The sequence below is a fragment of the Acinetobacter sp. WZC-1 genome, assembly GCF_052544965.1.
Window position 1 is genome coordinate 2,248,006 of sequence record NZ_CP199370.1, and the last position, 12,689, is coordinate 2,260,694.

The 12,689-nt window shown below is 43.6% G+C and carries 12 protein-coding genes; 3 read left to right on the top strand and 9 right to left on the bottom strand.

What is annotated here, in order from left to right:
- Positions 1–11: 11 nt before the first annotated feature.
- From ACT6PV_RS10340 to ACT6PV_RS10365, 6 genes are all read right to left on the bottom strand, one after another.
- Positions 12–188: a PA1571 family protein gene (locus tag ACT6PV_RS10340; protein WP_445116282.1), complete on the bottom strand. Its 177-nt coding sequence runs from the start codon at positions 186–188 to the stop codon at positions 12–14.
- 130 nt (positions 189–318) lie between these two features.
- On the bottom strand, positions 319–1,773 hold the full coding sequence (gene rng / locus ACT6PV_RS10345; protein ID WP_445116283.1) for a ribonuclease G: 1,455 nt from the start codon (positions 1,771–1,773) through the stop codon (positions 319–321).
- 39 nt (positions 1,774–1,812) lie between these two features.
- Positions 1,813–2,379, bottom strand: coding sequence for a Maf-like protein (locus ACT6PV_RS10350; protein ID WP_445116284.1), 567 nt, complete (start codon positions 2,377–2,379; stop codon positions 1,813–1,815).
- Positions 2,367–2,864 (bottom strand): rod shape-determining protein MreD, encoded by a 498-nt coding sequence (gene mreD / locus ACT6PV_RS10355; RefSeq protein ID WP_445116285.1) that lies wholly within the window; start codon positions 2,862–2,864, stop codon positions 2,367–2,369. Before mreD ends, ACT6PV_RS10350 begins: the two co-directional genes overlap by 13 nt.
- A complete protein-coding gene (gene mreC, locus ACT6PV_RS10360; RefSeq protein ID WP_445116286.1) occupies positions 2,851–3,708 on the bottom strand; it encodes a rod shape-determining protein MreC in 858 nt (285 codons plus the stop codon). Before mreC ends, mreD begins: the two co-directional genes overlap by 14 nt.
- Positions 3,709–3,723: 15 nt before the next feature.
- Entirely contained in the window at positions 3,724–4,764 is a 1,041-nt protein-coding gene (locus tag ACT6PV_RS10365) for a rod shape-determining protein (RefSeq protein ID WP_445116287.1), read from the bottom strand.
- A gap of 132 nt (positions 4,765–4,896) precedes the next feature.
- On the opposite strand from ACT6PV_RS10365, the gene gatC reads away from it, so the two are divergent.
- From gatC to gatB, 3 genes are read left to right on the top strand one after another with little or no spacing between them, the layout of a single operon-like run.
- A complete protein-coding gene (gene gatC / locus ACT6PV_RS10370) occupies positions 4,897–5,211 on the top strand; it encodes an Asp-tRNA(Asn)/Glu-tRNA(Gln) amidotransferase subunit GatC (RefSeq protein ID WP_445116288.1) in 315 nt (104 codons plus the stop codon).
- A gap of 51 nt (positions 5,212–5,262) precedes the next feature.
- Positions 5,263–6,741 carry an Asp-tRNA(Asn)/Glu-tRNA(Gln) amidotransferase subunit GatA gene (gatA, locus tag ACT6PV_RS10375; protein ID WP_445116289.1) on the top strand — a complete coding sequence of 493 codons (1,479 nt, stop codon included), beginning with the start codon at positions 5,263–5,265 and terminating at the stop codon, positions 6,739–6,741.
- A complete protein-coding gene (gene gatB, locus ACT6PV_RS10380; protein WP_445116290.1) occupies positions 6,741–8,219 on the top strand; it encodes an Asp-tRNA(Asn)/Glu-tRNA(Gln) amidotransferase subunit GatB in 1,479 nt (492 codons plus the stop codon). Before gatA ends, gatB begins: the two co-directional genes overlap by 1 nt.
- A gap of 47 nt (positions 8,220–8,266) precedes the next feature.
- Here the strand turns inward: gatB and ACT6PV_RS10385 are convergent, their stop codons facing one another.
- The 3 genes from ACT6PV_RS10385 to sbmA all read right to left on the bottom strand — a co-directional run bounded on the left by ACT6PV_RS10385 (position 8,267) and on the right by sbmA (position 12,634).
- On the bottom strand, positions 8,267–10,126 hold the full coding sequence (locus ACT6PV_RS10385; RefSeq protein WP_445116291.1) for an ATP-binding protein: 1,860 nt from the start codon (positions 10,124–10,126) through the stop codon (positions 8,267–8,269).
- 270 nt (positions 10,127–10,396) lie between these two features.
- Positions 10,397–10,921, bottom strand: a complete 525-nt coding sequence (locus ACT6PV_RS10390; protein ID WP_445116292.1) for a hypothetical protein — start codon at positions 10,919–10,921, stop codon at positions 10,397–10,399.
- Positions 10,922–11,437: 516 nt separating this feature from the next.
- On the bottom strand, positions 11,438–12,634 hold the full coding sequence (gene sbmA, locus ACT6PV_RS10395; RefSeq protein WP_445116293.1) for a peptide antibiotic transporter SbmA: 1,197 nt from the start codon (positions 12,632–12,634) through the stop codon (positions 11,438–11,440).
- Positions 12,635–12,689 lie beyond the last annotated feature (55 nt).

The window sequence follows — 12,689 nt, forward strand, 5'->3', positions numbered from 1 at the left end:
AACGTGTCCCCTTAGTTTTTGATGCTGCGGCACTGTTTCAACAGCTGATGACAGACCGAAACCACCATCGCTTTAGTGATCTGAACTTCACGGCCTTCATCATCCACCATGACACAGGTATTTTTTTGCTGGCTGTCCATCACATGTTTGAATCCACGTACAATTATTTTTTCACTTACACTACTCATTCTGACCTCACTTGCTAAGAATCAATCTGACAGACTGTCTTTGGCTACTTGTTGTCTATAGTATTGTGAAATCTGTAATGAATGTAAAATTTCAGTTGTAACAAGTGTTTAGTGATATTTTGTTACAATTTCAACTTAAAATGATATCGTATTGCTCTTGCGTATATAAATTTTCCACCTGAAATTTGATAACGCGATTGACAAAATGCTCAAGATCCGCGACAGCCGGGGCCTCTGCAGTTAACAATCGATCAATCACTGAGGGATGAGCAATAACAGTAAAGCCAGTCTGTGATTCAAATGCGCGAGTATATCTGAGGATCTCCCGAAAGATTTCGTAACATATTGACTCTGCTGTTTTCACATATCCACGTCCCTGACAGGTCGGACACGCTTCACATAATAAATGTTCCAGTGATTCACGTGTACGCTTGCGGGTCATTTCCATCAACCCCAGTTCAGACACCTGGGTGATTTTGGTCCGGGCATGATCACGTTCCAGCATTTTTTCAAACTGGTGCATGACTTCATCCCGATGCGTGGCTTCCTGCATATCAATGAAGTCAATAATGATAATGCCGCCCAGATTACGCAGACGCAGCTGACGGGCAATAACCTGAGTCGCTTCCATATTGGTTTTAAACACTGTGTCTTCCAGACTGCGCCCACCGACATAGGAGCCGGTATTGACATCAATGGTGGTCATGGCCTCGGTCTGATCAATCATCAGATAACCACCGGACTTCAGGGCAACACGGGTCTGTAAGGCCTTCTGGATATCCTCTTCGACATTGTATAAATCGAAAATGGGTTTTTCACCCGGATAATGAATCAATCGATTTTGCATAATCGGCACAAATTCATCGACAAATTCCTTCAGTTTTGCATGAACTTCACGTGAGTCCACAGAAATTTTTGCAGTGTCCTCACTGGCCAGGTCACGAATGACCCGCTGCGGCAAAGGCAACTCTTCAAAAATCAGTGAAGGGACAACGACATTCTGCTGTCTGCGCTGAATATATTCCCAGAGTTTCGCAAGATAAGCCATATCCTGAGCAATGGCCACTTCTTCTATGCCTTCCGCAGCAGTTCGTACAATCACTGAGCCCGGTAACTGGTGTTCAGTCTGAATCTGCTCAATCATGGAGCGCAGCCGATCACGCTCTTCTTCTGATTCGATCCGCTGTGACACACCAATATGATGACCATAGGGCATCAGTACCAGATAACGGGACGGTATGGAAAGATCGGTACTTAACCGGGCGCCCTTACTACCCAGCATATCCTTCATGACCTGTACCGTCAGAATCTGCCCAGGCTGTAACAACTCAAAAACATTCGGTGTCGGCTGGTTGCGTGGCCAGACCATATCATTGATATGTAAAAATGCCGTCCGGGACAAACCAATATCCACAAATGCTGCCTGCATGCCCGGTAACACACGGACCACTTTGCCCTTATAGATATTACCCACCAGACCGCGTCTTGCAGTGCGTTCAACAAATAATTCATTGACGGTGCCATTCTGGATCAATGCCACACGACATTCCATCGGTGTGACATTAATCAATAATTCATCAGACATAACAAAGCTCAAAAGATGATAAAAATTCTGTTCAGCCAGTCAATTGAATGCCTTGACCGCTTTTAATAACTGTTTCGTCTCATATAAGGGCAAGCCAACCACATTGCTGTAACTCCCTGCAATACGGGGAATAAATTGTGCTGCGATCCCCTGGATTGCGTAGGCGCCGGCCTTGCCCAGCGGTTCACCGGTCGCCCAGTAGTCTTCCATCTCACTAAGGCTGAGTTGCTGAAATTCCACCTGGGTCCATACCACACAGCTGACGATTTTTTCACGGGTCGCCACACAGACCCCGGTCAATACATCATGCTGCCGGCCAGACAATAAATGCCATATCTCAAACGCATGCTGTTTGCTTTCTGGTTTGCCAATAATTTGACCATCCACAGCAAGACTGGTGTCAGCGGCAATAATACAGGCTTCAGGGAAAGTACTGAGCACAGTGCGCGCCTTGGTTTCTGCCAGCCGGCTGACATAGTGATCCGCCCACTCCCCTTCATGGACTGACTCATCAATATCCGGAGCATGAATCTGAAACACCAGCCCCAGCTGCTGAAGCAGTTCCCGGCGTCGTGGGGAGCCGGAGGCCAGGATTAAATTCGCCATCTTCTCAACAGGGAATACAGCACAGGCCAGCAAAACAGACTGGTCAATAACGGTTGCCAATGCCGGGCAATCGGGAAATGCACCCCTGAAATCACCTGCGCCATAAACATGAATAACAAATGCGCGACAATGGCAAAAGCTGCAATCACCCACAGGTTACCAAATGTCAGAATCCGTCTTTCACGCACAAAATAACGTGCAAAAAATGTGATCAGCACATAGCTTAAGGCATTCAGTCCCAGGGGTGCATCCAGTAAAAGATCGGTAAAAAGCCCAATACTGAAAGCAAACCATACCCCACACCATGACGGCTGACACAATACCCAGAACAGGGTAATCAGCATCATAAAGAGTGGACGCCATCCTGCGACAGAATAGGACAATGGATAAACCATCAGGATGGAACCAATAATAATCGACACCACAATCACAAACAGTGGATCTTTGCGCTGTGTTTCCGAAGATAATTTTTTAGCGATCAGCATAAGGTTGCTCCATCGCCAGTGAATCTGAAAAAAGCACCACCACATGATGCCCGCCGGCAAGTTGCGCCGCAGGTTTGACATCAATCTGTGCAAATTCACCCGAATTATGCCGGGTCACCGCAGATACCGTACCCACCAGATAACCTGCCGGAAAATGCTGTCCCAGACCAGAGCTGTAGACTTTATCGCCGGCCTTGATATTGGCACTGGTCGGTACATATTCCATTTTCAGACGTCCAAGATCACCTGTTCCCACCACAATGGCGCGTAACCCCGAGTTTTCCAGCCGCACTGACAGGGCATGTTCCTTGTCAGACAGCAGCATAATACGGCTGCTGTGTGGATACACACTGATGATCTGGCCCATAATGCCCTTGTCATCCAGCACGGTCTGCCCCACTTTCAGATGGCTGCTTGAACCGCGATTGATCACAATAATATGACGCAATGGGTCTGCATCAGTGCCAATGACTTCCGCAATTTCCATACGGCCATCAATAATCAGCGGCGTATCCAGCAGACCACGTAAACGGGTGTTTTCAGCAGACAGTTCAGAAAGTTTTTGCAGACGTACCTGTGCCTGTAACAGTTCAGCTTTCATCGCGGTATTTTCACGGCGCAGCTGTGCTTCAGATTTGGTTTGCTGATTCAGCCACTCTTTCGACAACACCGGATAGCTTGCCAGGGCATATATTGGATTATAGGCCGCATACAAAACGTCTCTTGCAGGCTGAATCACATGAGGCATGCGCCAATTGAAAAATAACACAACAAAACATGTGATGACCGCAATGATGAATGAACGAAAAGATGGCGGTTGCCTTGAAAAAATATTCGGTTGCACCGCCCCGTCCTTCGCTTAACCTACAAACAACATATCATGGTTGGGATGATCAAAAAATTCCAGCACTTTACCACCACCACGGGTCACACAGGTCAGTGGATCTTCAGCCACAACCACCGGCAAACCGGTTTCCTGTGCCAGTAATTTATCCATATTGCGCAGCAGGGCGCCACCACCCGTCAGCACAATACCCCGCTCTGCGATATCGGAAGACAGTTCCGGAGGCGTCTGTTCAAGTGCAGATTTAACAGCAGAAACAATGCTTTGCAGTGGATCTGAAATAGCCTGGCTGATTTCGTCTGATGTTACGGTAATGGCGCGGGGTACACCCTCTGCCAGATTACGGCCACGTACTTCAATTTCCAGCGTGGTTCCATCAGCCACCGCCATACCCACTTCTTTCTTAATGGTTTCAGCAGTAGTTTCACCAATTACACAGCCATGTGCCTTACGCACATAGTTAATGATCTGTTCATCAAAGACATCCCCGCCAATACGCAATGAATCTGCGTACACACAGCCCTGGAGTGAAATAATGGCAATTTCCGTGGTACCGCCACCAACATCCACCACCATGGAACCGCATGCCTGTTCAACTGGCATACCCGCACCAATTGCAGCAGCCATCGGCTCTTCGATCAGACGGACATCACGGGCACCGGCATTAAATACCGCTTCACGGATGGCGCGGCGTTCAACCAGTGTCGATTTACACGGCACACACACCACAACACGCGGTGCAGGTGGAAACAGGCGCTTTTCATGGACTTTACTGATAAATCGATTCAACATGGTTTCAGTGACTTCAAAGTCTGCGATGACCCCATCCTTCATGGGACGGATTGCAGAAATATTGGCTGGCGTCCGGCCGAGCATTTGCTTGGCATCCAGGCCTACCGCAGCAACAATTTTCTGTGAGCCACTGTGACGAATTGCCACAACAGTGGGTTCATTTAATATAATGCCCCGTCCAGGCGCATAAATAAGCGTATTTGCGGTGCCTAAATCTATGGCAAGATCTGGCGAAAACAAGCCAATTAGTCGTTTTAGAATCACGGGTCGTTCTCAGTTAAACTTTATGTGGATGCAAGATGGCAACTTTAACTAAATGTGATGCTTTGAACAAGTCAATCGCTTATTATAACGTACGATATTTTTATTTTTTTGATACTGATTAGGTGAGACATCATGTCAACATCAGATGCCCGGCATGCTGAAGACTTAAATGCAGAAACCATTTCGGCCATTGCCGGTCTGGCCCGATTGTCACTGAACGAGACGCAATCTGCTGAATACGCTCAAAGTTTAAATAAAATCCTGGGGATGATGGAAACCCTGAAAGGCATTGATACCGATGGTGTTGATCCCCTGAAAAGCCCATTTGATCATCCTCAGCCACTGCGTCAGGACACCGTGACTGAAACCAGTCATCGTGAACAATATCAGGCCATTGCCCCTGCTGTACAGGATGGTTTGTACCTTGTACCGCGTGTGATTGAATAATATTTAATCAGTTGAACTTATTTTTAAATTTAATCGTAAAGAATTGTACTCATGACTGATTTACATCGTTTATCGATTCGTGAAATGACCGAGGGCCTGAACACCGCTCAGTTCTCTGCACGTGAATTAACCCAGCACTACTTAGACCGCATTGCCCGTATTGACCCGCAGGTCAAATCGTATATCACCGTGACCTCAGAACAGGCACTGGCTCAGGCAGAAGCGGCGGATCACTTGCGCAAGGCCGGACAGGCTGATCTTCTGACCGGAATTCCACTGGCGCATAAGGATATTTTCTGTACCCAGGGCATTAAGACCACGGCCGGTTCAAAAATGCTGGATAACTTCATTTCACCTTATGATGCAACCGTGATTGCCAAAGCAAAAACCGCAGGGCTTGTAACACTGGGCAAGGTGAACATGGATGAATTCGCGATGGGTTCAACCACTGAAAGTTCATTCTACGACGCAACTAAAAACCCGTGGAATCTGGAACATGTGCCGGGAGGATCCTCAGGTGGTTCAGCAGCTGTTGTTGCTGCAGATCTCGCACCATTTGCAACAGGAACAGATACCGGCGGTTCAATCCGTCAGCCGGCCTCATTCTGCGGTTTAACCGGCTTAAAACCAACCTATGGCCGTGTGTCACGTTTTGGCATGATTGCCTTCGCATCCTCAATGGATCAGGGTGGCCCCATGGCACGTTCTGCGGAAGACTGTGCCTACCTGATGAATGTCATGGCCGGTCATGATGACAAAGATTCCACATCAGTCAACAAAGCAGTGGATGACTACCTTGCAAACCTGAACAAGACATCGGTCAAGGGCTTACGTATCGGTATTCCAGCACAATATTTCAATGTTGCGGGGCTGAATGCCGAGGTGAAAGCACGCGTTGAAGAATCACTGAAAAAGCTTGAAGACATGGGCGCAACGTTGATTGAGATTGATCTCAACATGACCGAAAGCTATGTTCCAACCTATTACCTGATCGCACCTGCGGAAGCATCATCAAACCTGTCACGTTTTGACGGTGTGCGTTATGGTTACCGTTGTGAAAACCCAGTGGACCTGATGGACTTATACAAACGTTCACGCTCTGAAGGTTTTGGTGCCGAAGTCCAGCGTCGTATCCTGATTGGGACCTATGCCCTATCTGCCGGTTATTATGATGCCTACTATGTCAAAGCACAGAAAGTCCGTCGCCTGATCCAGCAGGATTTCCTCAAAGCATTTGAACATGTTGATGTGATTGCTGCGCCATCTGCGCCGACCACAGCATATAAAATCGGTGCCAACCTTAGCCCAACTGAAATGTATTTAGGTGATATCTATACCCTGGCTGCAAATCTGGCGGGGCTGCCAGCCATCAACGCACCGGTTGGTTTTGATAAAGACAACTTACCCGTTGGCTTACAGTTGATTGGTAACTATTGGTCAGAATCACAATTGCTTTCGATTGTGCATCAATATCAACAAAATACAGATTGGCATACCAGACGTGCGGCTATTGCTGAGGAGAATGCATAATGACTGACGCTCAAAAGTTAGCTCCTTCAGCCAAACTGATTGACGGCTGGGAAGTCGTTATCGGGATTGAGATCCACACTCAGCTTGCCACTCAGTCTAAAATCTTCTCTGGTTCATCGACTGAATTTGGTCAGGACCCAAATACGCAAGCCAGCCTGGTTGATTTAGCCATGCCGGGCGTGTTGCCCGTATTGAACGCAGAAGTGGTTGATCTTGCGATTCGCTTCGGTTTGGGAATTGATGCCTATATCGACCAAGCTTCGGTATTTGCGCGTAAGAACTATTTCTATCCAGATTCGCCAAAAGGCTACCAGATCAGCCAGATGGACAATCCGATTGTCGGCCTGGGTCATATCGACATTCAGCTTGAAGATGGCACTGTGAAACGTATAGGCGTGACTCGTGCCCATCTTGAAGAAGATGCAGGTAAATCGATCCATGACCAATTCGAAGGTATGTCGGGTATTGACTTAAACCGTGCGGGCACACCATTGCTTGAAATCGTATCTGAGCCTGATATGCGTTCAGTTGAAGAAGCGGTTGCTTATATCAAATCGATTCACACCCTAGTGCGTTGGTTAGGTATTTCTGACGGTAACATGGCAGAAGGTTCATTCCGTGCTGACTGTAACGTGTCACTCCGTCGTCCGGGTCAACCTTTTGGTACGCGTTGCGAGCTGAAAAACCTCAACTCATTCCGTTTCATTGAACAGGCGATTAATGTTGAAATTGAACGCCAGATGGAAATTCTGGAATACGGCGGCAAGATCGATCAGGAAACCCGTTTGTTCGATCCGAACAAGATGGAAACTCGCTCAATGCGTTCGAAAGAAGAAGCGAACGACTATCGCTACTTCCCAGATCCAGACTTGTTGCCAGTGATCATTGCTGATGAGCAGATCGAAGCGGCGCGTGCTGCCCTTCCAGAACTGCCTAAAGCGCGCCGTGCACGCTTTATCGCTGACTTTGCTGTGACTGAGTACGATGCGCATGTATTGACGCTGTCACGCGAAATGGCTGACTTCTATGAAGCGGTTGTTACTGCTTCTGGCGGCGCAGCTCAAGGTAAAGTTGCTGCAAACTGGGTGATGGGTGAATTCTCAGGTGCTTTAAATAAAGCCAGCCTTGAACTTCAAGACTCTCCTGTTTCAGCAGAACAACTTGGCGGGATGATCGCACGTATTGTTGACAACACGATTAGCGGTAAGATTGCTAAGCAAGTGTTTGGCTTTATGTGGGAAGAAGGCAAAACTGCAGATGACATCATTGCTGAAAAAGGCTTGAAACAGGAAACCGATACGGGTGCGATTGAGGCGATCATCAAAGACGTGCTTGCAGCCAATGAAAAAATGCTTGAGGAATACAAGTCTGGTAAGGAAAAAGCCTTTAACGGTCTTGTCGGTCAAGTGATGAAAGCATCCAAGGGTAAAGCCAACCCTGCTCAAGTGAATGAGTTGATGAAGAAATTGATTGGTTAAGCTGAACTCATTTTAAAAGGAAACCTGCTTTAGAGCAGGTTTTCTTATTAAGAAAATTTCTTCATGCTATCTCTAAGAATTTCCAGGAATATATGATTGCGATTTTTTGCATCATTTACGATTGCATCAAAAGACATAATAAAAGTTGGTGTTGGTACTAAGTGACCATTTGGTTTTTCTGTTTTGAACTCTTGATAGAAAACTTTACCTCTAGAATATAATGGAGACCAATTTTGCTGACGTAATCCAATTGCCATCTCATCATTCACTTGAATTACAGCATAGAACCAAACTCTTTGAATTTTCGGACAATATTCCACTAGTTTCCTAGCACGTTTCATCAACTGATTAACAGCATATTGATTTTCTTTTTCATCATCAGTTTTCTTCTTGATTTCAACGACCACCACATCTACCGCTTCTACGTCTAATGGATCAGCTGAAAAGATCATTGTTATATCTGGGCGTCCATTGTCATCTACTTTTTCGTCATCTAAACGGATAGCATTTATGACCTTGTCCATTCTTTTTTCGCTAAGAATAGTTCTAAACACCATGAATTTATCATCTAAAAGCCAAGCATTATTTTGATAGACATTTGAGCTAACTTCATCTCCATAATACTCACTAAATTTTGGCACAATGAGATCATGAATTTCTGATTCTTTATTTTCTTCTGAAAATTCTGTCATTTTGTCAATTATTTTTTCACGATATAAAATGTACTCCGTTAAAGCTCTTGATGATAACTCTAAAGCTTTTTCATAATTTCTATCACTCAAATGATCACTCTGTAAAACTTCTTTCTGTTTTTGAAAAAACTTTTGTTGTGCAGTATTAAGAGCAGAATCTTTATCTATAAGACCTATTGTATCCGTCTCAAAAAAACCTAAAAGATGGGGGAACTTAGCTTCAAACTCTTTTTGAGTCTTCTTATTAAGTTCATTAATCTGAGGAATTTTTTCAGATAAAATTTTACCTATTTCCCCTCTAAGAATCTGATATAGCTTTTTTTCATCAATATGATCAGGAAAAATTATTTTTTGACGAGCACTATCTGAATGTGAATTAAATAATTCTGACTCGAATAGAAATATACAATGATAATCAGAAGGAAACGAAGAGTGAGGTATTAAATTATTGATAGGAATTGTGCGCCCATCAATACTAAATGCTACCAATGAAGTACCTTTAGCTTTAACATCCAAGTTTACGTGGTAGTAAATTTTAATCTCTGAGTGAAGATCCAATCCATGATCCTCAACAATAACCGCACTCATTCGAGGTAAATCATCTGCAGTTACTATCTCTTCATGAGAGAAAAACCCTCTATCAAAATTTTTATCTTGCGTATTTAATTTTACAGTAATTCTAAAATCTCTTTTTTGGCTTTTGAACGAAATCAAAGTAGGTAAAAAATGATTTATTATTTCTGACTTTAATACTGAAGGTATTAAGTCATCATAAGATTTAATTTTTTTATTCGAAAAACCAGTAAAAAATAATGTTGTTTTATTTTTTTGATCAATATTTGAAGTTGTTAAATTTGATGCACCATCAAAACCATCTTTAAAAATAAATTCTCTTCGAAATTTATCCCATGTACTAACAATTTCTACTTTGTTGAAGTATTTCAAAAAAACTAAACGACCTAAGCCCTTATGTAGATCATCACGAGGTTTCAATAGAGTTTTAAATCTAATAAAATTTTCTTCATTAAATCCTGTTCCATTATCTATAATTTTTATACTCAATCTTTCAGCTGATTTAAATAATGGTATATCCACTTCAACGTGGATCTCAGTTGCATCAGCATCTAAAGCATTAGCCAATGCTTCAAAGTAAACTAATTGTAATGAGGAGTTGTGGAAAAACAATCTAATGGCACTACTTGTTTCGATTTCCATCTACTCCCTCCAAATATCTCAATAGTTAGTTACTCTTTGAAATATCATAACTCAAAAGTATCTTTTATAACCTCTTATGTCTCCATCGGCACGAAAATTTATGTCGCATTCATTAGAGCTCTTGCAAAAGTCAAATTTTATACAACCATGAACTATGATTTTTCAGGAATTTTTGGCATCCAAAATCATTAAAAATGAGACTTTCGCAAGAAGTCTATTCTATAGATTCATTACTTCCAGAAAGTTTTAAAAATCTCTAACAAGAGCTCATCACTCCCCTCTTAACACACCCAACTTATTCCAGATATCAGGTGTTAAAAAAGTCGTGACCAATTTATTTAAATCAATATAACGCAAGGTACCTTGCAACTGCTGTCTTACCGCTGGGTCTTTGACAATATCCTGCCCTGCACTCTGACCTAACTGCTGAAAAGCCTCTCCAACTGCTTGAATACCCTCTGCTTGAATCACAGCTTTAGTCTGTGCCGAACACTGCTCTACAATCACACGCTGTAACACCTGTGCCAATTTCTGATCCAACTGAGTTTTCTGCTCAGGCGTAACATTACTAAAAGACTTTAAATCAGGATGTGCTGCCAAAGCAGTAAAAGTCCATTGCAGCACTGTGGTTTTATCTGCTGCAGTCGTTGCTTTCACCAGACAATCACTCAACTGGTCTACTGTTGGCCCTGCCATCGCCATTTGTGTGGTCCCCAATACTGCTGCTGCCATCAACAATGAACGACTTAAATAAGCAAATTTGCGGCGGCTGAATGCATAAACATAACGTGACATAAGCGGAATTCCAAATTGCAATCTTTCCCTTTGTACCACGCTCTGTCCAGATCATCTGTTATGACGCTGTAAACGACACAAACTGCTTTAAAAAACCACTTTTCATAACCAGTTTCAAATTACTTGACCCCGTCATTCGCAGTTGTTCGAGGCAGGACTGCATCAATCAAAAATGGTTCCGCGAAATATTGAATCAAATGACGCAATCCGACGAGTTCTGCGAATGAACAATGCCTTTTGATTACTCTGGACGAAACCAAAGTAATCCATGAGCTCCTGACAGTGAACCATATTCGGCAAGACTCCGGCGTGGATACACCCAAACAGACTCACTGCCTCCACTTTCATCATAAAATTGGATCACGTTGCGAAGGCTTTACTGACTTTTGAAGGACCGAAAGTAATAAAAATCCCTCGTCAGGCAGAGGATACTTCCATATAACCTCTGCCCGTTGGCGACTTCCATGTCGCCTGTCATGGAAACAAATTCAGGGGAAACCACCCCAAATTTTAAATTTACTTATTCAGCACCGACTCAAAGGCTTTTAAACGTTTATGAATTGAGAGCAATTCAATAATGGTTTTCCATGAACTAATTAGATACTGGAAGGACTCACGAACCTTATCAAAAATATTACCGATCTGATTGATTAAACCCAGAGTCATTTTGCCTGAGGCGATTGCAGGAAATAGCACCATCAAACTATATAAGATATCGAGCTGTTTATACCAAATTGCGACGAGATTGAAATAAGCATAATGAAAATATAAGCGGAAATAATTTTTACGCACCCCTGAGAATAATTCTTTTAGCGTCAGTGGATCGGCACGATTCGCATGATCCTCACCATAAACCAACTCTTTACGGTAAGCTGCTTCAACCTTTTGATTATTGAATTGCAAACCAGGCAATTTTATACCGACCACCATGAGCAAAACCGTACCAAAGATTGCCCAAATAACTGCTGCCCAAACCAATGAGTGACTAATTTCGCCTACAATTGGAAGTTCTGGAACATGTTTTGAAAACTGGAACAATAAGGGTAAAAATGCAATTAAAACCATAATAGCTTTAATCAATTCCACCCCTAAATCCTCAAGAATCGTAGCAAAACGCATGGTATCTTCCTGTACACGCTGCGCTGCACCTTCAATATGGCGTAATTGATCCCAATGAGCTGTATAATACTCATTCATCGCTGTACGCCAGCGGAAAACATAATGACTGGTAAAAAAAGCATTTATAACAGCCAAAGTCACTGCAACCATTGCAATATAAAGGAATGTTAACGTTCCCATATAAAGCTCTTTAATATCCCCACCACCATTTGCAAGCATTTTTTGAATAATATCCCAAAACGGACCATACCATGCATTGATGGCTACACTGACCTGGACTGAAAACCAAATATTAAACAAGATAAATGCGGACCCCCAAATCGACCATCCTTGCCAGCGATTATCCGACCTGAAACGCCAGAACGCAGCAAAGATTGCGGTAGAGATAAAAAACCATAAATAAAACCATAGAAATGAGGCTGACCATAAGCGGCTGACACCCACCGGTAACTCTGCACTGGCATAGCCTGTGGGGAAACCCATCAGCTCTCCCCAGCTATTTCCACCGAGATACCACACAACCATATTGATGATGAACCAGAGAATGACAGATAAAAAGAACCACTTTGGATATGGAAAAAATGACTTGAACATGAGCAGTGAATAATCCCTTATTTTCTAAATAAACTCCCGGCAATAGTAAAGCGCA

Excerpts from the sequence above, each read along its gene's own strand:
- ACT6PV_RS10340 (WP_445116282.1), bottom strand. The coding sequence starts at position 188 with ATGAGTAGTGTAAGTGAAAAAATAATTGTACGTGGATTCAAACATGTG.
- rng (WP_445116283.1), bottom strand. The coding sequence starts at position 1,773 with ATGTCTGATGAATTATTGATTAATGTCACACCGATGGAATGTCGTGTG.
- ACT6PV_RS10350 (WP_445116284.1), bottom strand. The coding sequence starts at position 2,379 with ATGGCGAATTTAATCCTGGCCTCCGGCTCCCCACGACGCCGGGAACTG.
- mreD (WP_445116285.1), bottom strand. The coding sequence starts at position 2,864 with ATGCTGATCGCTAAAAAATTATCTTCGGAAACACAGCGCAAAGATCCA.
- gatC (WP_445116288.1), top strand. The coding sequence starts at position 4,897 with ATGTCAACATCAGATGCCCGGCATGCTGAAGACTTAAATGCAGAAACC.
- gatA (WP_445116289.1), top strand. The coding sequence starts at position 5,263 with ATGACTGATTTACATCGTTTATCGATTCGTGAAATGACCGAGGGCCTG.
- gatB (WP_445116290.1), top strand. The coding sequence starts at position 6,741 with ATGACTGACGCTCAAAAGTTAGCTCCTTCAGCCAAACTGATTGACGGC.
- ACT6PV_RS10385 (WP_445116291.1), bottom strand. The coding sequence starts at position 10,126 with ATGGAAATCGAAACAAGTAGTGCCATTAGATTGTTTTTCCACAACTCC.
- ACT6PV_RS10390 (WP_445116292.1), bottom strand. The coding sequence starts at position 10,921 with ATGTCACGTTATGTTTATGCATTCAGCCGCCGCAAATTTGCTTATTTA.
- sbmA (WP_445116293.1), bottom strand. The coding sequence starts at position 12,634 with ATGTTCAAGTCATTTTTTCCATATCCAAAGTGGTTCTTTTTATCTGTC.